The 23813-nt window shown below is 69.1% G+C and carries 20 protein-coding genes; 5 read left to right on the top strand and 15 right to left on the bottom strand.

The window, feature by feature from the left end; all coding sequences use genetic code 11:
• The first annotated feature begins 324 nt into the window (after positions 1 to 324).
• Entirely contained in the window at positions 325 to 1368 is a 1044-nt protein-coding gene (locus A7A76_RS17560; RefSeq protein WP_206412417.1) for an SDR family oxidoreductase, read from the top strand.
• Positions 1369 to 1447: 79 nt separating this feature from the next.
• Here A7A76_RS17560 and A7A76_RS17555 read toward each other — a convergent pair whose 3' ends face one another.
• Entirely contained in the window at positions 1448 to 1876 is a 429-nt protein-coding gene (locus A7A76_RS17555) for a VOC family protein (protein WP_206412416.1), read from the bottom strand.
• Positions 1877 to 2223: 347 nt separating this feature from the next.
• On the opposite strand from A7A76_RS17555, the gene A7A76_RS17550 reads away from it, so the two are divergent.
• From A7A76_RS17550 to A7A76_RS17540, 3 genes are all read left to right on the top strand, one after another.
• Positions 2224 to 3468, top strand: a complete 1245-nt coding sequence (locus tag A7A76_RS17550; protein ID WP_206412415.1) for a putative DNA modification/repair radical SAM protein — start codon at positions 2224 to 2226, stop codon at positions 3466 to 3468.
• 2 nt (positions 3469 to 3470) lie between these two features.
• Positions 3471 to 4928, top strand: coding sequence for a UdgX family uracil-DNA binding protein (locus A7A76_RS17545; protein ID WP_206412414.1), 1458 nt, complete (start codon positions 3471 to 3473; stop codon positions 4926 to 4928).
• A gap of 199 nt (positions 4929 to 5127) precedes the next feature.
• On the top strand, positions 5128 to 5904 hold the full coding sequence (locus A7A76_RS17540; RefSeq protein ID WP_206412433.1) for a hypothetical protein: 777 nt from the start codon (positions 5128 to 5130) through the stop codon (positions 5902 to 5904).
• A 149-nt stretch (positions 5905 to 6053) separates the two neighbouring features.
• Here A7A76_RS17540 and A7A76_RS17535 read toward each other — a convergent pair whose 3' ends face one another.
• The 14 genes from A7A76_RS17535 to A7A76_RS17470 all read right to left on the bottom strand — a co-directional run bounded on the left by A7A76_RS17535 (position 6054) and on the right by A7A76_RS17470 (position 18889).
• Positions 6054 to 7550 carry an FAD-dependent monooxygenase gene (locus A7A76_RS17535; RefSeq protein ID WP_206412413.1) on the bottom strand — a complete coding sequence of 499 codons (1497 nt, stop codon included), beginning with the start codon at positions 7548 to 7550 and terminating at the stop codon, positions 6054 to 6056.
• Positions 7551 to 7884: 334 nt separating this feature from the next.
• A complete protein-coding gene (locus tag A7A76_RS17530; protein WP_206412412.1) occupies positions 7885 to 8265 on the bottom strand; it encodes a hypothetical protein in 381 nt (126 codons plus the stop codon).
• 279 nt (positions 8266 to 8544) lie between these two features.
• Entirely contained in the window at positions 8545 to 9108 is a 564-nt protein-coding gene (locus A7A76_RS17525; RefSeq protein ID WP_206412411.1) for a lipocalin family protein, read from the bottom strand.
• Between the two features lie 9 nt (positions 9109 to 9117).
• On the bottom strand, positions 9118 to 10209 hold the full coding sequence (locus A7A76_RS17520; RefSeq protein WP_206412410.1) for an SAM-dependent methyltransferase: 1092 nt from the start codon (positions 10207 to 10209) through the stop codon (positions 9118 to 9120).
• On the bottom strand, positions 10206 to 11012 hold the full coding sequence (locus A7A76_RS17515; RefSeq protein WP_206412409.1) for a DUF1295 domain-containing protein: 807 nt from the start codon (positions 11010 to 11012) through the stop codon (positions 10206 to 10208). The genes A7A76_RS17520 and A7A76_RS17515 overlap by 4 nt, the downstream gene beginning before the upstream one ends.
• Entirely contained in the window at positions 11009 to 11551 is a 543-nt protein-coding gene (locus A7A76_RS17510; protein WP_206412408.1) for a DUF2878 family protein, read from the bottom strand. The genes A7A76_RS17515 and A7A76_RS17510 overlap by 4 nt, the downstream gene beginning before the upstream one ends.
• Positions 11548 to 12837: an SAM-dependent methyltransferase gene (locus A7A76_RS17505; protein ID WP_206412407.1), complete on the bottom strand. Its 1290-nt coding sequence runs from the start codon at positions 12835 to 12837 to the stop codon at positions 11548 to 11550. The genes A7A76_RS17510 and A7A76_RS17505 overlap by 4 nt, the downstream gene beginning before the upstream one ends.
• Positions 12834 to 13628 (bottom strand): DUF1365 domain-containing protein, encoded by a 795-nt coding sequence (locus A7A76_RS17500; protein ID WP_343225357.1) that lies wholly within the window; start codon positions 13626 to 13628, stop codon positions 12834 to 12836. The genes A7A76_RS17505 and A7A76_RS17500 overlap by 4 nt, the downstream gene beginning before the upstream one ends.
• Positions 13625 to 14932, bottom strand: coding sequence for an NAD(P)/FAD-dependent oxidoreductase (locus A7A76_RS17495; RefSeq protein WP_206412406.1), 1308 nt, complete (start codon positions 14930 to 14932; stop codon positions 13625 to 13627). The genes A7A76_RS17500 and A7A76_RS17495 overlap by 4 nt, the downstream gene beginning before the upstream one ends.
• 2 nt (positions 14933 to 14934) lie before the next feature.
• The gene (locus tag A7A76_RS17490) at positions 14935 to 15894 is read right to left on the bottom strand and encodes an acyl-CoA desaturase (RefSeq protein WP_206412405.1); all 960 of its coding nucleotides are present in this window, start codon (positions 15892 to 15894) and stop codon (positions 14935 to 14937) included.
• A 189-nt stretch (positions 15895 to 16083) separates the two neighbouring features.
• Positions 16084 to 16824: an anti-sigma factor gene (locus A7A76_RS17485; RefSeq protein ID WP_206412404.1), complete on the bottom strand. Its 741-nt coding sequence runs from the start codon at positions 16822 to 16824 to the stop codon at positions 16084 to 16086.
• On the bottom strand, positions 16821 to 17396 hold the full coding sequence (locus A7A76_RS17480) for a sigma-70 family RNA polymerase sigma factor (RefSeq protein ID WP_206412403.1): 576 nt from the start codon (positions 17394 to 17396) through the stop codon (positions 16821 to 16823). The genes A7A76_RS17485 and A7A76_RS17480 overlap by 4 nt, the downstream gene beginning before the upstream one ends.
• Before the next feature lie 122 nt (positions 17397 to 17518).
• Entirely contained in the window at positions 17519 to 18277 is a 759-nt protein-coding gene (locus tag A7A76_RS17475) for a hypothetical protein (RefSeq protein ID WP_206412402.1), read from the bottom strand.
• Between the two features lie 246 nt (positions 18278 to 18523).
• Entirely contained in the window at positions 18524 to 18889 is a 366-nt protein-coding gene (locus tag A7A76_RS17470) for a helix-turn-helix transcriptional regulator (protein WP_206412401.1), read from the bottom strand.
• Positions 18890 to 19369: 480 nt separating this feature from the next.
• Here A7A76_RS17470 and A7A76_RS17465 point away from each other — a divergent pair.
• A partial coding sequence (locus A7A76_RS17465) for an autotransporter-associated beta strand repeat-containing protein (RefSeq protein ID WP_206412400.1) occupies positions 19370 to 23813 on the top strand: 4444 nt, incomplete at its 3' end.

Here is a 23813-nt window from a genome sequence, read left to right as displayed (position 1 = left end):
GGCGAAGCGGCGGCTACTGCGCGCGCAAGCTCGGCCCGCGGGAGCAGCGCGGGGGCGGGTAGGGTGGAGATCGAACGTTGCTGAAGACAGTGCGAGGCGATCGGTTAACGACATGTCGGCGATGCCGCGGCGAAAACTCACGGCCACACAACGAATCCGGACCGGGCCGCGCGAGATCGGGAGTTAGGCGCATCGCCCCGGCGCCGCCGGCCGGGTCGGGCACGGTGCGCAAAATGCGCGACGCAACGGCGAAGTTCACCCGATCCGAAGAAATGCGGCGTTACCTTGCCTCATTCCTCTTGGAACGAACCAGGAAGAACCCGCATGACCAAGAAGCCCAACCATCCGCAAAGCAACGCTCGCGCCACCACGGCCAGCGCGAAACGGCGCGTCGCCGAAGTCAGCGCGACCTCGGCGCGGCAGAAGGATATCCAGGCCCAAGTCGAGCGCAAGGACGACAAGGCCGCGCCCGGCAAGAGCAAGAGCCGGAAGCAGCCGGTCCAGGCCGGTTCGCGCCGGCAGCCCGAGAATCCGCTGCCCAAGCAGCATCAGCAAAAGCCCGGCCACGAACATCTGCTGCAGCCCGCGCCCAGGTTCACGGCCCCGGACTATAAAGGCAGCGGCAAACTGGAAGGCAAGGTGGCATTGATCACCGGCGGCGATTCGGGCATCGGCCGCGCGGTAGCGGTGCTGTTCGCGCGCGAGGGCGCCGACGTGGCGTTCGTGTATCTCAGCGAGCACCAGGACGCGCACGACACCCGCGCCAGCATCGAGGACGAAGGGCGCCGAAGCCTGGCGATCAGCGGCGACGTGCGCAATCCGCGTTTCTGCGAAGAGGCCGTCGCGCAAGTGGTCGAAGCCTTCGGCCGGCTCGACGTCCTGGTCAACAACGCCGCGTTCCAGGAGCACAGCGACGCCCTCGAAGACCTGTCCGACGACCATCTGCAGGAAACCTTGCAGACCAACGTCGCGGGCTATTTCCACATGGCCCGCGCCGCGCTGCCGCATCTGCAGCGCGGCGCGTCCATCATCAACACCGGCTCGGAAACCGGGATCTTCGGCAACAAGAAGTTGCTGGACTACTCGGCGACCAAGGGCGCGATCCATGCCTTCACCAAGTCTCTCGCCAGCCAGCTGCTGCCGCGCGGCATCCGCGTCAACGCGGTCGCGCCAGGACCGGTGTGGACGCCGCTCAATCCGGCCGACCGGTCGGCCGACGAGGTGGCCGAGTTCGGCCAGGACAGCGATATGGGCCGGCCCGCGCAGCCCGAGGAGATCTCGCCGGCCTTCGTATTCCTGGCATCGCCGGTGACGGCGTCCTATGTCAACGGAATTGTGCTGCCGGTCATGGGCGGACCGCGCGGTTGAGGCGGACGAAACGCAGACCCGGGCGCGCCGTTCACGGAGGCGCGCACCCGCCGCGATGCCGGCAACGGACGCGGCGGCGCTAGAACGAGATCTCGACCGAAGCCGCGCTGCGCTCCGCCTCGCCGTGGTAGACCGCCTCGATGTTGTTGCCGTCCGGATCGAGAACGAACGCGGCGTAGTAGCCCGGATGGTAGCGGCGCTCGCCGGGCGCCCCGTGGTCGCGTCCGCCGTTGGCGAGCGCGGCGCGGTAGAACGCTTCGACCATGCCGCGGTCGCGCGCCTGGAAGGCCAGATGATGGCGTCCGGTCAAGGCGCCTTGCGCCGCTGCGCTGCCTGCGGTGGAGACGAACAACTCGTCGGCCCAGAAATAATCTTCGCCGCTGCCGCCGATGGATATCCCGAGCGCCTCGAACACCGCGGCATAAAAGCGCCGGCTAGCTTCCAGGTCTCTCACCACCAACTGCAGGTGATCGATCAGGCGGCCACGGTGCATCGTCTGCGTTGCCATGTCGGACTCCGATCAGTGCGGGGGCTCGATCTTACCCCCTGCTGCAGCGACTTGCTCGCCGATCGATCGATGCGCAGCATTCTTTGCGGCGTTCGTCCAAGTCCCTTCAGCCTCAGACCTAGAGTCATTGCCGCGGAACCTCGCCCCCCGCGCGCGAGCACGCCGACCATAAGCGAGATCCCGTACGCGCCCATGTCGAGCACGCCGACGCGCACCTGCGCAGTCGGGTCGCAGAGGCGCGGCAAAACCGCGATTCGCGCTGAACGGTTAAGGTCGAACGCCGTGCGGCCCGCGGGCGGCACACTCGCGTCGCAAGGGGTGAGACCACCGCGGCCTACCGTCGCGGCGTGAACATTCTCGACAAACTCGCTGTCCTCGCCGACGCAGCCAAATACGATGCCTCGTGCGCCTCCAGCGGCGCCGACAAGCGGCATTCGCTGGGCACGGGCGGCATCGGCAGCACCGAAGGCATGGGCATCTGCCACTCGTACACGCCCGATGGGCGCTGCGTGTCGTTGCTGAAGATCCTGCTGACCAACTTCTGCGTGTTCGATTGCGCCTATTGCGTCAATCGCGTGTCGAGCAACGTGCGCCGGGCCCGCTTCAGCGTGCAGGAAGTGGTGACGCTGACCCTGGATTTCTACAAGCGCAACTACATCGAAGGCTTGTTCCTGTCCAGCGGCATCATCCGCGACAGCGACTACACCATGGAGCAACTGGTGGCGGTGGCGCGTTGCCTGCGCGAGGAGCACACCTTCGCCGGTTACATCCACCTGAAGACGATTCCGGATGCGGCGCCGGAGCTGATGGCGGCGGCCGGGCGCTACGCCGATCGCCTGAGCATCAACGTCGAGTTGCCGACGGAAGGCGGACTGGCGCAGCTCGCGCCGGAAAAGAGCCAGCCGCGCATACGCGCGGCGATGGGCGATTTGCGTTGGCGCATCGAAGAGGCCGGCCAAGCGCGCCGGAGCGCGGGGCGCCCGCGGGTGAATCCGCCGAAATTCGCGCCGGCCGGCCAGAGCACGCAGATGATCGTGGGGGCGGACGGCGCCGACGACCGTGCGATTCTCGCCACCACCGACAACCTCTACGGGAACTATCGCCTGCGGCGCGTCTACTATTCCGCGTTCAGCCCGATCCCGGACGCGTCGGCGCGGCTGCCGCTGTACTCGCCGCCGCTGCAGCGCGAGCACCGGCTCTATCAGGCCGACTGGCTGCTGCGTTTCTACGGATTCGGCGTCGACGAAATCGCGCCGCCCGACGCCGGCGGCATGCTCGATCTCGACATCGACCCGAAGCTGGCCTGGGCCCTGCGTCATCCGGAGCGGTTTCCCGTGGATATCAATACCGCGCCGAAGGAGCTGCTGCTGCGCGTGCCGGGGCTGGGCACGCGCAACGTCGCGCGTATCGTGCAAGCGCGGCGCCACGGCGCCCTGCGAGCCGCGGACCTGCAGCGGCTGCGCGTGCCGATGAAGAAAGCGCTGCCGTTCCTGGCCGCGCTCGATCACCACCCGCGCGCGAGCCTGGACGACCCCGCGCGGCTGCGCGCGCACCTGGCGCCGCGCCCGCGCCAGGCCGGCCTCTTCGATTGAGCATGCACACCATCCGCCTGCAGCAGCCTTGGGACCTCGACGAGTGGCGCGTTCGCGCGCGCGCAGCGCTGCGCGCGGGACTGCCCCCGGAGGCGATCGCCTGGGACGAGGGGAACCAAGACGTTCTGGATTTCGGCGCCGCGGCGATGCCTGAGACCGAGCTGGCGTCGCCGCACCGGCCCGGCCCGAGCGTGCCGGGCGAATTCCTGGCCCTGGCCGCCGCGGTGTTGTGCCATCGCGACCGGCTGCGCCACGGCTTGCTGTACCGGCTGCTATGGCGACTCGCCGAAGGCGAGCCGCGGCTGCTGCAACGCGCCACCGATCCGGACGTGCACCGCTTGCGCGAACTCGAAAAATCGGTACGCCGCGACAGCCACAAGATGAAGGCGTTCGTGCGTTTTCGCCAAGTCCCGGGCGAGCCGGACGCGTTCGTCGCCTGGTTCGAGCCGGAGCACTACATCCTCGACAGGGTGGCGCCGTTCTTCGCGCGCCGTTTCGCCGCGATGCGCTGGGCGATCCTGACGCCATACCGAAGCGCCTGCTGGGACGCGCAAACCCTCGCGCTCGGACCCGGCGGCAAGCGCAGCGATGCGCCGGCCGACGACGCCCAGGAAGCGCTGTGGCGAACCTACTATGCGCACATCTTCAATCCCGCGCGCTTGAATCCGCGCATGATGCGCCAGGAAATGCCGCAAAAGTATTGGAAGCACTTGCCGGAAACGCACGCGCTCGGCGCGCTGATCCGCGACGCCGGCGCCGTCGTGCGGGCGATGGCCGAGCGCGCGCCGCAGGCTGCGCGGCGCAAGATACCGGCGTCGTCCGCGCGGCCCGAATCGCCGTACCGCGAAGACCTCGATGCGGCCGTGCGGCAATGCCGCGCCTGTGCGTTGTGGCAGCCAGCCACGCAGGCCGTAGCCGGCGAAGGGCCGGCCGACGCGCGGATCATGCTGGTCGGCGAGCAGCCCGGCGACGAAGAGGACCTGACCGGCCGGCCCTTCGTCGGCCCGGCGGGGCGCCTGCTCGATCGAACCCTGGAGGAACTCGGGATCGAGCGCAACGCGCTCTACCTCACCAACGCGGTCAAGCACTTCCGCTTCCAGCGCCGCGGCAAGCTGCGCATGCACGTCAAGCCGGGGACGGTGCATGTGCGCTCGTGCTATCGCTGGCTCGATGCGGAAATCGAACGGGTGCGGCCGCGGATCGTCGTCTGCCTCGGCGCGACGGCCGCGCAGGCGGTGCTCGGCTCGGCGTCGCGGCTGAGCCGACTGCGCGGCCGCTGGCTGCCGCTGGATGGCGAGCGGCGCGCGTTGGTCACCGTCCACCCCGCCGCGGTGCTGCGCGCGCCAGCCGCCGACCGAGACTCGATGTTGCGCGGCTTTAAACGCGATTTGAGCCTGTTGTCCGCACCGACCGAGTCCGAATATCCGCCAGCCCGGGCGCGAGAGTCCGGCGCGGGCTGAATCGCTGCTGCGGGCTTTGGGCCGTCCCGAGGTGAACGCTTCAGCTTCGATGTGAGACGGCGTCCGTCGAGGTGAGGGAAACCTTCATATCGCAGCGCGCGAGGTTAAAAATCCTTCGCTCCGTCGCGACGCGCGCTACATGAGCGTTCGCCGAATCTTGCGCGGGTGCGGACAGTTCGGATCCGCCAAGGAGAACGCAATGACGAGCAGCAAAGAAGCGCGCGATCTCAATCGCGATCCCATCACCGGCGCCCCCGGGTCTCATCCGGTCGGAGTGGGCGTGGGCGGCGTCGGCGGCGCTGCCGCGGGCATGGTGCTGGGCGCGCTGGGAGGCCCGATCGGCATGTTGATCGGTGGCGGCATCGGTGCGATCGCCGGCGCTTCGGCGGGCAAGGGCGTGGCCGAAAAGCTCGACCCCACCGGCGAGGCCGGCTATTGGCGAGACGAGTACACCCGGCGCCCTTACTACGATCCCAAGTACGATTACGATCGCGACTACGGCCCGGCCTATGCGTATGGCGCAACCGCGCGCGCGAACCTGGGCGATCGCTCCTGGGATTCGTCTACCGACGCCGAGCTCGAGCGCGAATGGGCCAAGGCGCGAGGAGACTCCAGGCTCGAATGGAGCGACGCGCGCGCCGCGGTGCAGGATTCTTGGGGCCGGGCCGACCGCACTTACCGCACTTACGAGGCCACCGATCGCTACCACCAATCGCGCTTCGACCAAGCCCCGTATCGCGACGAAGGCACCCGATACGACGACTACCGCCCGGCCTATCGCCTCGGCACGCAGGCGCGCCACCAGTACGCCGACCGCGAATGGGACGATCGTCTGGAATCCGAACTCGGCGAACGCTGGAACAACGTCAAAGGCGAATCGCGCCTGGGTTGGGACAAGGCCAAATCCGCAGCCAAGGATGCGTGGCACAGCGTCGAGCGCGCTCTTCCCGGCGACGCCGACAAGGACGGTCGCTAAGAGCGCTGTGGGGCGGTTTCCCTGAGCCGGAACAATAGCCATGAGTGGCTGAGCAGGTCCAAGGCGGCCAACCGCGCTTGGGCCTGCTCTGTTTTGCGCACACCAGCGCCTGCGCCGGCGAATTGCTCTACGGCCCGGATATCGCGGCGCTATCCGGCCATCGCCGGGCCGAACCAGGTCGAAAGCGCGTCTGCGAGCCCGTCTTGGCTGCCGTCTCCAGTCCACGCGACATAACCATCCGGACGAACCAACACTGCGCTCGGCGCGGCGACCGAGCCGATCGCCGGCAGTTCCCAAGCGCCGGAGTAAACCGCGTCGACTCGTTGCACCCGATCGGCCCAGGCCGCGATATCGACGGCGTCGGGCCCGCCGAAGTTCAGCAGCACCGGCCGCGCCCGGTGGAGCAGCTTGAAAACGCGCACAGGCTCGCCGTCGACGGACAGGTCCAGATCGGGCATGCGCCGTCCGAGCAGCGGATGGCCTTCGCCGAAGTCGTAGCGGATATCGAGCCCCGACATCATCGCGGCGTAGCGCTTGCGCGGCTCGTCCATGCTCAGCAAATCGGCGACGTTTTCGCGCAACGCGTCGATGCGGTCGTCCACGCGCATCAGCGCGACTTGCGCCATGGTGTTGCGCAGGACCCGCGCACCGACGCGATGGCGCTCGGCGTGATACGTGTCGAGCAGGCTGTCCGGCGAGATCCGCTTGATCACCTGCGCGAGTTTCCAACCCAGATTCACCGCGTCCTGCACGCCGGTATTGAGCCCCTGTCCGCCGACCGGCGAATGGACGTGCGCGGCGTCGCCCGCCAACAGCACCCGTCCTGCACGATAAGTCGCTGCCTGGCGGGTGCCATCGGTAAAACGGGAGATCGACGTCGGGCTGTGCACGCCGAAGTCGGTCCCGTATACGGCGATCAAGCCTTCGCTGATATCGTCCAGCGTCGGCTCATGGGTGGCGATTTTCGGCTCGGTCAGCATGACGCCGACGGTTCCGCCCGGCGAGTAGACGACGCGCCCATCCTCGATCTTGTAGTCGACCTTGCCGATCGCATGCATGCCTGTGGCGGTGCGGCGGATGCCCAACGGCGGTTCTTCGCGCATCTGCACCTGGGCGATCAGGCTGCTGATCGTCGGATCCCAGCCGGGGAAGTCGATGCCGGCGAGCTTGCGGACCAGGCTGCGCCCGCCGTCGCAGCCGATCAGGTACTCGGCGCGAAGGCGGCGGCCGTCGGAGAGCGCGACATCGACGCCGTTCGCGCGCTGGGTGAAGCCGACCAGCTCGCGTTCGCGATAGAACGTCACCGCGAGCTCGCCGACCCAGTCGGCGAGAATGCGCTCGATATGGCTTTGCCACAGCCCGAGGCCGTAGGGATGGCGGGTAGGGAAGTCGCTGATGTCGAGACGCACATTGGCGAACGCAGCGACTTGGGCGATCTGGCCTTCGGCGAGAAAACGCCCGGCGATGCCGCGCTGGTCCATGATCTCGATGGTGCGCGAGTGCAGGCCGCCGGCCCGCGAGCCGATCAGGCTCTGGTTGGCGCGGCGCTCGACGACGGCGACGTCGATTCCGGCCAGCGCCAGTTCAGCGGCCAGCATCAGCCCGGTCGGGCCGCCTCCGATTATCGCCACGGCATGTTCGGTCATCGTCTGCTCCTCGCTGGGTCGCTGAGGCGGCGATTGAACGATACCGGGCAGGGCTTGCGGCAAGCCCGTATTGGTTTAGCATATTGAAACGGGAGGCAGCGCTTTTTCGGGCGAAGCGGCGAAGCGAGATCCGCCGGTGCCGCCCGATCCTTCCGCCAGCCGCGCCGGCGCGCCCCGACCGCGATACGGTCCCAGCGGGTCGCCGCTGCAATCAGCGCTTCCTTGTACGGCGCGGGTGCCCGGCCGCTCACCAATGGCTACAGGTCCGCGCGCTCCGCGTTTCCCTCCAGCAGCCGCCTGCCGATGTGCACCGCGCGCGGGGTCGTCCGCTAGCTCATGTCGCCTGGTCTCGTTCGCCGACCACCACCACCACGCGATCGGGCGCGACCGGATCGTTGGTGTACACCCTCACCAGCGACCGCGTTCTGCGCGTGACCACGGCCGCATATACCTCCAGCAGTACCGAACAGACCACGACCGCCCGATTGGGCGTGCGGATGTACTGTCGGCAGATCAAATCGCCGGGCCGCGCCACCCATTCGTCGGTGACCAGCAGGCGCGTGACCAGCCCGTTGGCGCTGGCGCTGCGGACCGCGACACAGGCGTCGCTTACCTGGATCGGACCTTTGCCGGTCAACGCTGGAAGACCCAATGCACCCGAGTCGCACACAAGCAGAACGGGGTTGTATTGAGTCACCCGGACGAACACCTTCATTCGGTACGCAGGCCTCGCTCGAAGGACCGGTATCTGAGCACCCATTCAAGAACCTGACTAGAGAAAGCCGAAAATTTGGCTGAACTAGTCAGCTAGCGGGTGAGGCCCCGATGCGCATGCCCGACTGCAAGGCAGCGAATTCAGATGAACGATTCATCGAAAGAATGAGACGCCGTCGGTTTCAGAAGGGCTCGGCACACGCGGGCAGACGCACGTATCCGCGCTGGATCGCAACACAGTGCGGATAAGCGCGTTGCGCGCCCGCAGCGCGATCGGCGATCAGTTCGCGCCGCGTTCGGCCGCACCCTGCGACGGCCGCGCCTGCGGCACCTTTCTCAGGTCCCGGGTCGAATACCCGAGCGTGCGAAGACGCTCCACCAGTCGGGCGTAGTCCTGATCCGGGATCTGCGGCGAACGGGCCATGATCCAGGCGTAGTCGCGCTTGCTGCGCGCGACGATCGTCCGGGTGTAGTCCTCGTCCAGATAGGCGATGACGTACTCGGCCTTGATCGGCCAGACGAACTGCATGCCCCAGACCGCGTTGCCGGTACCGGGCTTGACGAAGCCGGTCGGGTGCATCGCCTCCACCGGCGCGTCGTGGCTGCCCTTGCGGAAAGTGAAGGTCGTGCGCACCCGACCCTTCTCGTCCAGCCGGTACGACTCGACCGCATCGAAGGCCTCGCGCTCGGGCCGCGAGGGGATATGGGCGATCACGTACCAGTCGCCCATGAAACGCGGCAGGTCGACCGAGGCCACCGGCGGCATCGGGCGCGGCGAGCTCGCGCAGGCGCCCAGGGCAGGAATCAAGGCGAGCAAGGCGAAACGGCGCAGGGGAGAGGCCATGTCGAATCCTCAGCGTTTGCAGAACAGGTAGTGGGCGACGCCCCATTGCCGGCCGCCGTCGTAGCCGAACAGTTCGGCGCAGGCCATCCAGAACATCCGCCAACGCTGCCGCCACAAGCGGTAGGCATCGCCGTAGGCGGCTTCCAGCGCATCGTCGCTGGCGCCGCGGCGGGCGTCCTGGTTGGCCAGCCAATGGTTGGCGGTGCGCTGGTAATGGGTGCCGTCGAGCAGCCAGCGTTTGTCGATGCGCAGGTCGTTCTGGAACCACAGCAGGGTGTCGGCGGCGGGCATCAGGCCGCCGGTGAAGAAGTGGCGGCCCATCCAGTCGTCTTCGTCCCGGGTCTCGAACGGGTACATCAGTTCGCGGTGGCAGAAGATATGCACGAACAGCTTGCCATCGGGCTGCAACCAGCCGGCGATGCGGCGCAGCAAATGCTCGTAGTTGCGCATGTGCTCGAACATCTCGATCGAGACGCAGCGGTCGAAGCGCATCGGTTCGAGGTTCAGGCGATTGACGTCGGCGGTGATCACCAGCACGTTCGACAGCCCCAGTTCGCGGCAGCGCCGTTCGATGTGCTCGCGCTGCGGCCGCGAGTTGGACACCGCGACGATCTGCGCCGACGGATAGCGCTGCGCCATCCACAGGGTCAGCGATCCCCAACCGCAGCCCAGTTCGAGGATGCACTGGCCGTCCTTGAGCTGGGCGCGGCGGCCGTAGAGCTCGAGCATCGCCTGTTCCGCTTGCGCCAGGGTCTCCTCGCCGCTGGGGTAATAGCAGCAGGAGTACTTCATCCGCGGCCCCAGGCACTGGACGAAGAACTCCGGCGGCAATTCGTAGTGCTGGCCGTTGGCCGCGTCGGTGTGGATCGCGATCGGGCTTTGCCGCAGCAGCTCGATGCGCGCGCGGTACAGATCGTGCTGGCCGCCCAGGCCGTCGGCGCGTTCCTCGCGCAGGCGTTGCGCGCACAGGCGGCGGATGCCGTGGCGGATCGCCGCGTCCGGCAGCCAGCCGCGCTCGGCCAGCCCGAGCAGGCCGGCGGCGGGGCGGCGGTCGGGCGCGTAGGCGGGAACGCAAGACGGTTCGGACACCAACGAATTCATCGGGTTTTCTCCTGTGCGGAACGCTCCCGCGACGCGCGCGGGAACCACGGAAAGAACATCGGCGTGCGCCGCTGGTAGCGGCGATAGTCTTCGCCGCGGGTGCGCAAGGCCTGCGCCTCGGTGAACGGGACGCCGCTGAGGTAGCGCACGAACACGTACATCGTCGCCGGCCCGGTCCAGGCCAGCCAGGCCAGCGGCGAGCCGACGGCGAAGCAGGCATAGGCGAACCAGTGCAGCCATTCGAAGAAATAGTTCGGGTGGCGCGAGTAGCGCCAAAGCCCGGTGTCGCAGGTGCGGCCGCGGTTGCCGGGATCGGCGCGGAAACGCGCGAGCTGCCGGTCGGCCAGCGCTTCGCCGGCCCAGGCCAGCGCCCACACCGCCACACCGGCCGCCAGCCACGGCACGCGCAACGACGCGTTGGCGGCGGCTGCGGCGAACGGCAGGCAGAACAACGGAACCAGCAACGCCTGGAACTGGAAGAACAAGAAGAATTTACCCTGATGCCCGTGCCAATGCGCGCGCAGGTGACGGTAACGCCCGTCCTCATCCTCGCTGCGCACTCGGCGCCACAGATGCCAGGCCAGGCGCAGCCCCCACAGCCCGCCGCACACGGCCACCAGCAGACGTACGCGCGCGTCTCCGGCGCCGAACGCGGCGCAGGCCACCGCGCCGGCGCCGACGCCGGCCGACCACAGCACGTCGACGATGCCGGCGTTGTCGCACCGGCGCTGCCACAGCCAGCCCGCGGTCATGGCCGCGGCCATCGCCGTCCAGATCATCAGCAGGGTCATGGTCCAGCTCATGCGCCCGCCCCCGCGGTGGAGGCGGGCGCCTGCGCGAGCCGGCGCGCCGACCATGCCAGCGCCGGCAACGCCAGCGCCCACCCCGCAGCCAACCAGGCCCATCCCCGCCACGCCGGTTCGGCGAACGCGACCGAACCCCAGCCGCGCGCCGCGCCGAGATACGCCAGCGGCGCGCCGACCGCGCCGAGCAGCGCGGCGGCGCGCAAGCGCGTCTGCAACACCCGCAGGCTGCCGGCCAACGTGGTCGCGAACGCGCACCACAGGCCCAGGATCCAAACCGGCGCCGACTGCGGCGACGGCCACGCGGCCGCGTAGCGCGCCAGGCCGCTCAGCGCCAGCGCCCCGTCGACGAACGTCCCGGCCAGCAGCGCCAACGCCGCGAGCATCGTCAGGCCCGCACGTCGCGACGACAGCGACCACTGCACGGCCACGAACGCCGCGGCCGCCAGCGCGCCCGGCCAGGCGCTGCCGTTGCCGGCGGCGATCACCGCGACGAACCACACGGCCTGATAGGCGGCGAATTCAAGCCAGGCATTCATGCGATCAGTTCCGTTTCCGGCAGCCGCACCGCCCGCCGGTGGCCCGGCTTAGCGAACAGCATCTGCGCCACGCCGATCGAGCGTTCGCGGAAGCCGCCTTCGCAGTAGCACAGGTAGAACTCCCACAGGCGCAGGAACCGCTGGTCGTAGCCCATCGCCGCGATGCGCGGACGTTCGCGCAGGAAGCGCTCGCGCCAGGCCCGCAGCGTCAACGCATACGACGGGCCGAAATCGTCGAGCTGCACCAGCGCCAGGTCGCAGGCGCGGGTCTTGGCCTCGAGCAGGGCGGCGATCGACGGAATGAAGCTGCCGGGGAACACGAAGCGCTTGATGAAATCCACTTCGCGCAGCGCCTGCCGGTAGCGATGGTCTTCGATAGTGATCGCCTGCAGCATCGCCAGCCCGTTCGGCGCCAGCAAGGCGCCCAGGCGCTCGAAGTAGCCGCGCAGGAAATCCGCGCCGACGGCTTCGACCATTTCGATGGACACCAGCTTGTCGTACTCGCCGCGCAGGTCGCGGTAGTCCTCCAGCCGCAGAGTCACCCGGTCTTCCAGGCCGGCCTCGCGCACCCGTCTGGCGGCCTCGGCATGCTGCTCGCGCGAAATCGTGGTGGTGGTGACGTGGCAGCCGTAGCGACCGGCGGCATGGACGGCGAAGCCGCCCCAGCCGGTGCCGATCTCCACGACCCGGTCGCCCGGGCGCAGGTCGAGCTTGCGGCAGATGCGATCGAGCTTGCGCTGCGAGGCCGCTTCCAGTGCGTCGTCCTCGCCGGCGTAGACCGCGCTGGAATACATCAGGTCGGCGGACAGGAAGGTGGCGAAGAATTCGTTGCCCAGGTCGTAATGCGCGGCGATGTTGCGGCGGCTGCCGGCGCGGGTATTGCGCTGCAGGCGGTACCAGGCGCGCAGCGCCCAGCCGCCGAGGCGGGCCCATCCGCCCTCCATCGCATCGAGCAGGTCGCGGTTGCGCACCAGCAGCCGGACCAGGGCGACCAGATCGTCGCAGTCCCACAATCCCTCGATGAAGGCCTCGCCCGCGCCGACGCTGCCGTGGGCCGCAACGGCGCGATAGAAACCCGGATCGCGTACGGTCACCGTCGCCTCGAGCCGGTCGGGATCGCCGGCGTCGGCGGCGCCGAGCGCCAACTCGCCGAACTCGTCGCGCAGGCGGATACGGCCGTGGCGCAACGCGGCGAGCTGCGCGATCAGGCGACGCCGCAGCATCGCGTCCAGGCCGGTGTAGCGGGTGCCGCCGCGCTTGCCGGCGGAAGCGAGACTGCGGTTCATGCGTGGCCTCGGGTCTTGTGGGGATGGTCGTACACAGGATTGCGCTTGAGCCAAAGGCGCAGGGCCTGCCAATGGATGGCGCCGACCACTTGCGCGGTCATCAACGGATAGCGCCACAGCAGGCGGGCGAGTCCGCGGCCGTCGCAGGGACGCCGATGCAGCCGCAAGGTCGCGTCGAAGTCGCGCCGGTCCTGGTCGTAGACATCCATGTGCACGAACAGATCGTCGTCGGGTTCGGTGAATCGCCAGCCGTAACGTCGCGCCATCGGCATGAACGGCGAAACGTGGAAGCGTTTGTCGAAATGCCACAGCAGGGCGCGTCCGCGCCGTTGCGCGCGCTCGGCGTCCAGTACATAGGCGTGGCGCTCGCCCCACGGCGTGTTGGTGATTTCGGCGACGACGAATTCCAGCGCGCCGCCATCGCTTGCGAAGCAGTAGTAGAAGCTGACCGGATTGAACACGTAGCCGCAGTAGCGCGGATGGGTCAGCAGCCGGATCGGGCCTTGCGGCCGGCGGCCGCAGGCGCCGTGCACCCGTTCGCGCACGGCTTCGGACAGCGGCATGCGCGCTGGGCCCAGATAGTCCTCGCGGCGGAAGCGGCCGAGATTGGGACGGCGGGCCGACCACAGCCAGCGGCGCTCGAATACGCGCTCGACCTCGTCGAGGTCCAGATACAGCTGGGCCATGCGGTAGGCGAAGGCATGCGCGCCCGGCCGATGGCGGCGATGGCGCACGCTGCCTTCGTAGATCGCGCTGTGCAACGTCGAATCGGTGACCGCCAGCTGGCTCACGCGGCCTCCTGCGCATCGCAGCGCGGCCCCGGGTCGCGGTGCGGCGCCAGCGCGAAGCGCGCACCCGCGGCGACGCCCAGGCCTTGCGCCACTTCGACCGCCGAGCGCATGCCGTCTTCGTGGAAGCCCCAGCCCCAGTAGGCGCCGGCGAACCAGGTGCGTCGACGACCCTGGATCTCGGGCTTGCGCTGTTGCGCGGCCACCGCGGCCGGGTCGTGCACCGGATGCTCGTAGCGCATGCGCGCCAGCACCTTCGACGGATCGATGTCGACGCTCCGGTTGAGCGTGACCACGATCGGCTCGGGCGCGTCCAGGCCCTGCAGCAGGTTCATGCAGTAGCTGACCGTGCAGCCGGCCGCCGGATCGGCGGGAACGTAGGCGTTCCAGGCCGCCCACGCCTTGCGCCGGCGCGGCAGCAGGCGGGCGTCGGTGTGCAGCACGACCTCGTTGGGCTGATAGCCGATGGCGCCGAGGATCTCGCGTTCTTCGCCGCTGGCGTCTTCGAGCAGGGCCAGGGTCTGGTCGCTGTGGCAGGCCATCACAACGTGGTCGAACCGCTCCAGGCCCCAGGCATGGCGTACCCACACGCCGTCGGCGTCGCGGCGCAGCCCCAGCACGCCGCAGCCGCTGCGTTCGCGCACGTTCCAGCGCGAGCGCATCGCGGTGAGGTAGCGGTCGGAGCCGCCGTCGACCACGCGCCACTGCGGCCGGCCCGAAACCTGCAGCATCTGGTGGTTGGCCATGAAGCGCACCAGATAGCGCGCCGGAAATTGCAGCGCGCGCTCGACCGGCAGCGACCACAGCGCGCAGGTCATCGGCAGCAAATGCAGGTCGCGAAAAGCGGCGCCGTAGCGCTCGCGGCGCAGATATTCGCCCAGGGTGGGGCCGGGGCCGAAGTCCTGCAGCAAGTCGGGCGCGGTGCGGTAGAAGCGGGTCAGGTCGCGCACCATGCCCCAAAAGCGCGGCGACAACAGGTTGCGGCGCTGGCAGAACAGCGAGTCCAGGTCGGTGGCGTTGTACTCCAGGCCGCTGCGCTGGCACTGCACCGAAAAACTCATGGTCGTCGGCCGCGAGGCCACGCCGAGTTCCTCGAACAGCCGCGTCAGCAACGGATAGTGCTCCGGGTTGAACACGATGAAGCCGGTGTCGACGCGGCAGTCGCGTTCGCCGATGCGCACCTCATGGGTGTGGGTATGCCCGCCCAGGCGTCGATCGCGCTCGAACAGCACCACGTCATGCTCGCGATGCAACAGCCAGGCGCTGGCCAGCCCGGCGATGCCGGAACCGATGACGGCGATGCGCATACTCAGCTCCTGGCTCGCTCGAGCACCCAGGCGGGCACCGGTTTGAGATCGCGCACCAGCCCCAGGGCGGCGAGCGCGCGCAGGCCGTAATAGGTCAGGTCGATCTCCCACCAGCGAAAACCCTGGCGGGCGCTGCCGGGGAAGAAATGGTGGTTGTTGTGCCAGCCCTCGCCGAAGGTCAGCAGCGCCAGCCACAGGTTGTTGCGGCTGTTGTCGCGCGTGTCGAAACGGCGGCGGCCGTAGCGGTGGGCCAGCGAGTTGATGGTCACGGTGGCGTGGAACAGCGCCGTGGTGGAGATGAAGAATCCCCACACCAGCATTTGCCAGGCGCCGGTGCCGAGCTGCGGCGCGACGGCCTGCAACGCGGCGCCCAGTCCAAACAGGCCGAGCGCGAGCAGCACCGGCACCAGCGTATCGAAGCGGTCGAGCCAGCGCAGTTCCGGATACGCGGCCAGGTCGGGCACGCGGCTCAGATCGGTACGGAACGCTTGCGGCGTCAGAAACCACAGCATGTGACTGCGCCAGAATCCGTGTTCGACCGGCGAATGCGGATCGCGGACGGTTTCGGTATGGCGGTGATGGTGGCGGTGGTGGGCGGCCCACCACAGCGGCCCGCGCTGCACGCTGGCCGCGCCGATCGCGGCGAAGACGAACTGGACCGCGCGCGAGGCGCGAAAGGTCCGGTGCGAGAAATAGCGGTGGTAGAACGCGGTGATCGCGAACATGCGCAGCACGTACAGCGCCGCGGCGACGGCCAGCGCCACCGGCGAGACGCCGGTCCAGATCGCGCCCAGGCAGCCCAGGTGCAGCAGCGCGAACGGAACCGCGCGCAGCCAGTCCACGCGGTCGCCGTCTTCGCGTTCGGCGGATGCCGGCGCGGCCGAGGTGTCGACCCAGCGCCGGAGCGTGTCCAGCCAGCGGCGGCGGGGAGCGGAGTGCGGCGAGGGATGGAGCGGCGGCATCGCGAGATCCGGTAACGGTGCTAACCGGACCTACGCATGGCGTTTGCACGCGGATGCACCGCGCGGGAGATTTTTTTTCGCGGATCGGCGTTGCGTTTTCACGCCGCATGCACGCGCGCGCGAGCGCTCGCGGCGCTCACGCAGGGACCGGCGAACGCGTCGGCCCTTGCGCGGAAACGACCGGCGCGATCAGATCGCGCCGATGTCGCCCTTGGCCACGATCGGCCCGGTCGGCGCGGCATGGGGAATGCCTTGCGCCGGCTCCAGGGTGACCGCGAACGTGCTGCCGACCACCAGCTTGGACAGCAGCGCGGCCGGCACTGCGACCGAGTGCGCCTTCTCGTTGGAGACGAAGCCCAGCGAACGCGGCGCCTCGCCCTTGGCGATGATCCACAGTTCGCCGACCCGGCCCTGGGCGTCGGCGGGCGAGGGGATCGGCACCATCAGCACCTTGCCGGCGCGCTTGTCGATCGAGGCCAGCCAGCCGGGCTGTCCGTCTTCGCGGGTGAGCGGGGTGACCGGGCGTGCGGCTTGCTCTTCCTGCGCGACCGGGGGCGAGGGCGGCGGCGCCACTTGCGGCGCGCGTCCGATCCAGAACAGCGCCAATGCCGCGACCGCGGTCGCCGCGGTCAGGCCGCGCCACAGCGTCACCCGATCCCACCACGACGCGGGGCGAGCCTGCTCCCAGCCTAGCCGGGCGCGCACGCCGCGCCACAGCGCGGGCGATACCGGCGCCGCCGGCAGCTCCTGCCCGAGCAGATTGAGTCGCCGCTCCCATTGCGCCACCAGCCGCCCGAACGCAGGGTCGCTGTACATGCGTTGGCGCGTCTGCGCACGGGTGTCCCGGTCGAGCACGCCGAGGACGTATTCTCCCGCCCGCACTTCGGCGCTGGGCGGCTCCTGATCGGGCTGGTGGTCGCGGATGTTCATTGTTCCAGGCAGGCTCGAAGTTGCAGCAGGCCGCGGCGGATCCAGCTCTTGACGCTGCCGATCGGCGAACCGGTGCGCTGGGCCAGTTCTTCGTAGGTCTCGCCGTCGAAGAACGCGGTGCGGATGAGCTGGCGGCGGCGCGGTTCCAGCGCTTCCAGGCAAGTGCTCAGCAGTTCGGCGTCGCTGAGCGCTTCAGCGCGCGCGGCCGGCGAGGGGGCCTCGTCGCCGAGTTCGTCGGCCAGTTCGATGCTGGCGCGCTTGATCGCATGCGCGCTGCCGCGCAGACGGTCGATGGCCTTGTTGCGCGCGATCGCGATCATCCAGGTCATCGCGGTCGCGCGCTGCGGGTCGAACTGATCGGCCTTGTGCCAGATCGCGACGAAGGATTCCTGCAGCACGTCCTCGGCCTCGGCGCGATCCGGAATCAGGCGCAGGCACACCGCGAGCAGGGCGCCGGAGACGTTGCGGAACAGCGCTTCGAAGGCCGACCGGTCGCCCAGCGCGGCCCGCAGCAACTGCGCTTGCGCCTCATTGGCGGGCACGGACGACGGATCTGCGGGCGATTCGGTCATGGACTGAGTTACCAGAGCGGCGGCGTCGATGGCGGGCGGGCCATACACTACGGGAACGCCACCGATCCGGCAAAATCGCCGCCTGCGGCCGTGCCGGCGCCCGCGCAGACCGATGGCACGAGTCAAGGGCCGCATTGGCGGCTCAGGGGCGCGACCGCCGCAGCGTCGGCCTGCATGGGCGGCACCGCTACGTTTTCGGCAAAGGCGATGCGCACCTTGCGATAGCGGCCGCGTTCGTCGCGGATGGTGCTCGGGCCGAGGAACGAAGCCAGGCGCCGGCCGGTCGCGTTGTAGACCAGTTCGATCTCGGGCGCGGCAAACGCATACCAGGCGTCCATGCGCAGGCGCACGCGCAGTTGCGCCGGGTCGGGCTGGGGGCGTTCGGGCTCGGCGCGAAACTCGTAGAACGCGAGCCGGCTGGGAATCAGGAACGCGACGCTGGCCGAGCGCCCCGCCGCGAGCTGCGGCCACAGCTCGCGCATGCGCGCGTCGAATCCCGCGTCGGCGACGCCGCCTTGCGGCACCTCGACCACGGCGCTGCGCTCGCGTTCCCCGCGCGCCTGCGTGTACGCCACGCGCTGGCCGCGCTCGCTGCGCAGGCCTTCGCGATAGCCGTCGCGCGCATCCTCGAACTCGAAATCCGGCGCCGCGGCGCTGGCTCGTTCGCGCAGGATGCGCCGTGCGAACGGGCGTCCGTCCGGACAGACGAACAGCGTGATGCGCCGGGTCGCTCCGCCGTGCTGCTGCGCCCAGTGCCGTTCGCGGTACAGCAGGCGTCCGCCGTCGGGCGAGAACGCCTCGCCTTCGTAATAGTCGGAGGCGGCATGCGCCGCGCAGGGCACAAGACAGATCAGCGCCAGGCGGGCGAGGGCAGCGGCCATGAGTGCGTTCGTAATGTGACGACGCCCGGACTTACGCAGACCCAGCGTGAGCGGATGCAGCCGATGCGCTGAACGGGCTGAATGGAGAAAGCGAAAGCCGCGGCCGGCGGGCGGAATGTGTCGATGCGCGGCGCATACGCCGCTAGCGTTTTGCTGACGCTTGCGAAGCGATAGCCGTCGAAGCGATAGCCGTACGCCGAAACGCGGCAGGCCATAGCGGCGCCGGGGGCGCTTCGCCGTGGCGCTTCAAGAACGATTTTTCGCGAGCTGGGCGATGATCTCGACCAGACTCTCCCGCAGCTGATGAGGCAGACGTCTTAGATCCTGCAGGCACTGGTACTCGGTTTCGTCCTGGGCGTAATCCAGGCTCTGCAGCGCGGGCGTCCAGGTTTCCTCGTCGGCCTTGATCGGGCCGCGCCCCGTTCCGAGCCACTCCAGCGTCACGCCGGTCGCCAGCGCGATGTCGATCAGGTGGTTCATCGAGGGGAGATTGCCCCCGGTCTTTTCCCATTGCGCCACGGCGCTGCGCTGCACGCCGATCCTGGTCGCCAATTGCTGTTGCGACAGCTTGGCGTGCAATCGGGCCCGGCGCATCCGGTCTTCCACACGCATTCGTTTAGCTCCTTACCGAGCGGTCCACGTCTGGTTTTGCTTACCGGTTATCGAGGTCGGACCAAAGACTGAACGACGGGGTTCGCAGTTTTGGTGAACAGGCTGAAATTACTGGTTTTTCCGCGTTCATATTTTTCTGCGTGAGGGTTTTTCCTCGTCTCAGTAGACATGAATCTTTCGCAAACAGGTGTAGAAGGGCTCACGAATTTCGCTGATTAAAGGCGCGTCTTTTCTGCCTTAAAAAACCGAAATACGACCCACGTTTATCTGAAGTTGAGAAGCCAGTCGCACATCACTCCAAAGCCGCCCTTCACATCGATCCCATCGCGGATCTCGCGAAACACGGCTTTGCGCACCGTCGTATCGATACGTCGCTGTAGGAGAGAGGCCATGCGGAAGAACGCCACGAGTCGTTTCTGGGTCCAGCGCTTCAGCAAGAAATGGCGCGGTGAACAGCGCAAGTCCACAGGCCTTCATCCCTTGAGCCGGAACATCCGGATCGGATTGCAGTTCCTGATCGTGTTGCAGCTGGCGCAGCCGGCGATCGCGGCCGCGCAGGATGCGACCTGGACGGGCGTCGGCGGCGGATCCTGGAACAACGGCGCCAGCTGGAGCTCGGGTTCGGTGCCGACCGGCGTGGCGACCTTCAACGCCGCCCTGGTGCCTACGGTGTCGTTCGGCAACGGCAGCAACAGTTCGATCGGGACGATACGTTTCGGCGCGCTCGCGCCGCAGTACACCTTCAACCTCGGCACCCCTGCCGGGGCGACCTTGAACGTGACCGGCACGGGCATCGAGAACACGTCGCTGTTCCAACCCGTGTTCAACGTCGGCGTGACCGGGGCGGGGACGCTCAATTTCAACGGCGCCGGCACCACCGCCGCCGGCGCGCAGATCAATCTCGGCGCCGGCGGCAACCTGGGGTTCGACGGCACGGCGACGGCCGGGTCGTCGACGATCGTCGTCGCGACCGGCGGCACGGCTGCGTTCAACGGTTCCAGCACGGCGGGCACCGCCGCCCTCACCATCGGCGGCAACCTCAACTTCGCAGGCTCCGGCAGCGCCGGCGACGCCACCATCGGCGTCAACACCGGCGGCACCGCGCGCTTCTCGGGCACCAGCAGCGGCGGCACCGCGCGCCTCACCCTCAATGCCGGCGGCGCGCTCGACATGACCGGCCTGACCGCCGGCACGATGACGCTCGGCGCCTTGAACGGCGTCGGCTCGGCCAATCTCGGCAGCGCCCGTCTGTCGCTGGGCGCGACCGGGTTGAACTCGACCTTCAGCGGCGTGGTCAGCGGCGCCGGCGGCCTGGACTGGAACGGCGCGGGTCTGTTGTCGCTGTCGGGAGCCAACACCTTCGGCGGCGGCTTGACGGTCAATACCGGCAGCGTGTTCGGCGGCAACACCGCGGCGTTCGGCACCGGCGCGATCGGCCTGGGCAACGGCACCTCGCTCACCCTCGGCGCGAACGGCAGCTTCGCCAATGCGATCAACGTCGCCGGCGGCCTGGGCGCGACGATCTCGGCCGGAACCGGCTTGAACGCGACGCTCGGCGGCAACGTCAATCTGGGCGCCGGTTCGTCGCTGGCGTTCGGACGCGCGGGCGCGCTCGGCGGATTGACCCTCAACTGGGGCGCCGGTTCGACCGTCGGCTCGGGCGCGCGGTTGTCGGCCGATTTCGGCACGCTCGGCCTGGGCGCCGGCTTCAACGGCGGCCTGCTGAGCGGCGCCGAGCTCAACGTCGGCGGCACCGGCGCCTTCAATCTCAACGGCATCAACACCACGCTCGGACGCCTGACCGGTTCGGGCAGCCTCGCCCTGGGCAGCGGCTCGCTCTCGCTCGGCGGCGGCAGCGCTCTGGACTCGACCTTCAGCGGCGCGATCGGCGGCACCGGCGGCCTGAACTGGAACGGCACGGGCCTGCTGTCGTTGTCCGGCGCGAACACCTTCGGCGGCGGCCTGGCGATCAACAGCGGCAGCGTGTTCGCCGGCAATACCCTGGCCTTCGGCACCGGCGCGATCGGTCTGGGCGGCGGTACTTCGCTGCGCCTGGGCGCCAACGGCGTGTTCGCCAATCCGATCAATCTCGGCGGCGGACTGGGCGCCACCATCTCGGCCGGCACCGGCTTCAACGCGACCTTGGGCGGCAACGTCAACCTGGGCGCGGGCTCCAGCCTGGGCTTCGGCGCGAGCGGCGCGACCGGCGGATTGCTGCTCAACTGGGGCGCGGGCTCCTCGATCGGCGCCGGCGCGGCGCTGTCGGCGGATTTCGGCACCCTCGGCCTCGGCGCGGGATTCAACGGCGGGTTGCTGGCGAACGCCAGCTTGAACGTCGGCGGCGCAGGCGCGTTCAACCTCAACGGCATCAACACCACGCTCGGCCGCCTGACCGGCACCGGCAATCTGTCGCTCGGCATCGGTTCGCTGTCGCTGGGCGCGACCGGGCTCGACTCCGACTTCGGCGGCGTCATCGGCGGCGCCGGCGGCCTGAACTGGAACGGCGCCGGCCGGCTGTCGCTGTCGGGCGCCAACACCTTCGGCGGCGGCTTGAACCTGACCGGCGGCACCTTGAGCGTCGGCAACAATCTGGCGCTGGGCACCGGCACCTTGGCGATCAACGGCGCGGCCACGCTCGAATCCAGCGCCGCGGTGACGCTGGCCAACGCGATCGCGCTCAATGCCAACCTGAGCATCGGCGGCGCCAACAACCTCGGCCTGGCCGGCAATCTCAGCGGCCTCGGCGGCCTGACCATGAACGGCAGCGGCGTGCTCAACCTGAGCGGCAACAACGCGGGCTGGGGCGGCGGTTTCAACCTGGGCAGCGGCACGCTGCAGCTCGGCAATGCGAACGCGCTCGGCACCGGGCTGTTCAACGTCACCGGCAACGCCGGCTTCGGTCCCGGCTTCGCCGGTTTCAATTTCGCCAATCCGATCAGTCTCGCGCCCGGCGCGAACCTGCGCCTGACCGGCGATTTCGACTGGAGCCTGAGCGGCGCGATCAGCGGCAACGGCGGGGTCAGCTACGTCGGCCCCAATCTGTTGACCTTGAACGGCGCCAACGCCTTCACCGGCGGTTTCTCGCTGACCGGCGGCCGCGTGCGCGCCAACAACCTGGGCGCCTTCAGCACCGGCGCGGTGAACCTCGGCGGCGGCGAGCTGATCCTCGGACTCAACGGCAACTTCGGCAACGCGCTCAATCTCGGCGCAGGGGCGGGCGGCCGGTTGTCGGTCGGCGCCGGACTCAGCGCGGGGTGGGGCGGCGGCCTCAACCTCGGCGCGGGCGGCACGCTCAACTTCGGCTCGGCCGGCAACAACGGCTTGCTGACGCTGTCCGGCGGCGGCTCGCTCGGCGCCGGCAGCGGCGTTTCGGTCGACTTCGGCACGCTGCAGTTCGGCGACGCGCTCAGCGCGGGTCTGTTCGGTGGCGCGGGCGTGAACCTGGGCGCGGCGGGCGCGCTGAATCTCAACGGTTTCGACGCCGCGTTCGGCAATCTGAGCGGCGCCGGCAGCATCGGCCTGGGCGCCAATCGCTTGTCGATCGGCGGGCTCGGGCTCGACGGCAGTTTCGGCGGCGTCATTGGCGGCACCGGCGGCCTGCTCAAACTCGGCGCCGGCACCTTGAGCCTCAACGGCGCCAACACCTTCGGCGGCGGGGTGGATCTGTCGGCCGGCGGCCTGCTGCTCGGCAATGCGGGCGCGCTGGGCACCGGCGCGCTCAACGTGTCCGGCAATGCCGGGTTCGGCGCGAACGTCGGCGGGCTCGTCATCGGCAATGCGATCAATCTCGGCGGCGGTTTCGCGCTCGACATCGGCGGCAGCAACGGCCTGGCCCTGTCGGGGATCGTCGGCGGCGCGGGCGGCCTGAACTTCAGCGGCACCGGCGCCTTGACCCTCAACGGCGCGAACACCTTCGGCGGCGGCTTCGGCCTTAGCGGCGGCGGCGGTCTGAACCTCGGCAACGCCGGCGCGCTGGGCACCGGCGCGTTGAACGTGTCGGGCCTGGGCGGCACGCTCAGCGCCGGCCTGCCCGGATTGAATCTCGGCAACGCGATCAATCTCGGCGGCGGCGCCTCGCTGGGCATCGGCGGCGGCAACGATCTGTCGTTGTCCGGAATCATCGGCGGCGCGGGCGGCCTGAACTTCGGCGGCACCGGCAGCTTGAGCCTCAACGGCGCCAACACCTTCGGCGGCGGCTTCGGTTTGAGCGGCGGCGGCACCCTGATTCTCGGCAACGCCGGCGCGCTGGGCACGGGCGCGTTGAACCTGTCGGGGCTCGGCGGAAATCTGAGCGTCGGTTTGCCGGGCCTGAATCTCGGCAATGCGATCAATCTCGGTGCGGGCGCGGCGCTCGGCATCGGCGGCAGCAACGACCTGGCGCTGTCGGGGATCATCGGCGGCGCGGGCGGCCTGAATTTCAGCGGCACCGGCAGCTTGAGCCTCAACGGCGCGAACACCTTCGGTGGCGGCCTCGGGCTCAGCGGCGGCGGCAGCTTGAATCTCGGCAATGCCGGCGCGTTGGGCACCGGTGCGTTGAACCTGTCGGGCCTGGGCGGAAATCTGAGCGTCGGCTTGCCGGGTTTGAACCTCGGCAACGCGATCAACCTCGGCGGCGGCGCGTCGCTCGGCATCGGCGGCGGCAACGACCTGTCGCTGTCGGGAATCATCGGCGGCACGGGCGGCTTGAATTTCAGCGGTACGGGCGCGCTGAGCCTCAATGGCGCCAACACCTTCGGCGGCGGCCTCGGCCTCAGCGGCGGCGGCAGCCTGAATCTCGGCAACGCCAGCGCGCTCGGCACGGGCGCTCTGAATCTGTCCGGCCTGGGCGGCAGCCTGAGCGCGAGCCTGCCCGGCCTGAACTTCGGCAACGCGATCAACCTCGGCGGCGGCGCGTCGCTCGGCATCGGCGGCGGCAACGACCTGG

Origin of the sequence: Lysobacter enzymogenes (assembly GCF_017168095.1) — a bacterium.
Classification (GTDB): domain Bacteria; phylum Pseudomonadota; class Gammaproteobacteria; order Xanthomonadales; family Xanthomonadaceae; genus Lysobacter; species Lysobacter enzymogenes_D.
The sequence above is the reverse complement of the archived record's forward strand: the minus strand, read 5'-3'. Positions and strand labels throughout refer to the sequence as shown.

Bases quoted from the DNA above. Each gene is read 5' to 3' on its own strand.
- A7A76_RS17560 (WP_206412417.1), top strand. From the start codon at position 325: ATGACCAAGAAGCCCAACCATCCGCAAAGCAACGCTCGCGCCACCACG.
- A7A76_RS17555 (WP_206412416.1), bottom strand. From the start codon at position 1,876: ATGGCAACGCAGACGATGCACCGTGGCCGCCTGATCGATCACCTGCAG.
- A7A76_RS17545 (WP_206412414.1), top strand. From the start codon at position 3,471: ATGCACACCATCCGCCTGCAGCAGCCTTGGGACCTCGACGAGTGGCGC.
- A7A76_RS17540 (WP_206412433.1), top strand. From the start codon at position 5,128: ATGACGAGCAGCAAAGAAGCGCGCGATCTCAATCGCGATCCCATCACC.
- A7A76_RS17535 (WP_206412413.1), bottom strand. From the start codon at position 7,550: ATGACCGAACATGCCGTGGCGATAATCGGAGGCGGCCCGACCGGGCTG.
- A7A76_RS17530 (WP_206412412.1), bottom strand. From the start codon at position 8,265: ATGAAGGTGTTCGTCCGGGTGACTCAATACAACCCCGTTCTGCTTGTG.
- A7A76_RS17525 (WP_206412411.1), bottom strand. From the start codon at position 9,108: ATGGCCTCTCCCCTGCGCCGTTTCGCCTTGCTCGCCTTGATTCCTGCC.
- A7A76_RS17520 (WP_206412410.1), bottom strand. From the start codon at position 10,209: ATGAATTCGTTGGTGTCCGAACCGTCTTGCGTTCCCGCCTACGCGCCC.
- A7A76_RS17515 (WP_206412409.1), bottom strand. From the start codon at position 11,012: ATGAGCTGGACCATGACCCTGCTGATGATCTGGACGGCGATGGCCGCG.
- A7A76_RS17510 (WP_206412408.1), bottom strand. From the start codon at position 11,551: ATGAATGCCTGGCTTGAATTCGCCGCCTATCAGGCCGTGTGGTTCGTC.
- A7A76_RS17505 (WP_206412407.1), bottom strand. From the start codon at position 12,837: ATGAACCGCAGTCTCGCTTCCGCCGGCAAGCGCGGCGGCACCCGCTAC.
- A7A76_RS17495 (WP_206412406.1), bottom strand. From the start codon at position 14,932: ATGCGCATCGCCGTCATCGGTTCCGGCATCGCCGGGCTGGCCAGCGCC.
- A7A76_RS17490 (WP_206412405.1), bottom strand. From the start codon at position 15,894: ATGCCGCCGCTCCATCCCTCGCCGCACTCCGCTCCCCGCCGCCGCTGG.
- A7A76_RS17485 (WP_206412404.1), bottom strand. From the start codon at position 16,824: ATGAACATCCGCGACCACCAGCCCGATCAGGAGCCGCCCAGCGCCGAA.
- A7A76_RS17480 (WP_206412403.1), bottom strand. From the start codon at position 17,396: ATGACCGAATCGCCCGCAGATCCGTCGTCCGTGCCCGCCAATGAGGCG.
- A7A76_RS17475 (WP_206412402.1), bottom strand. From the start codon at position 18,277: ATGGCCGCTGCCCTCGCCCGCCTGGCGCTGATCTGTCTTGTGCCCTGC.
- A7A76_RS17470 (WP_206412401.1), bottom strand. From the start codon at position 18,889: ATGCGTGTGGAAGACCGGATGCGCCGGGCCCGATTGCACGCCAAGCTG.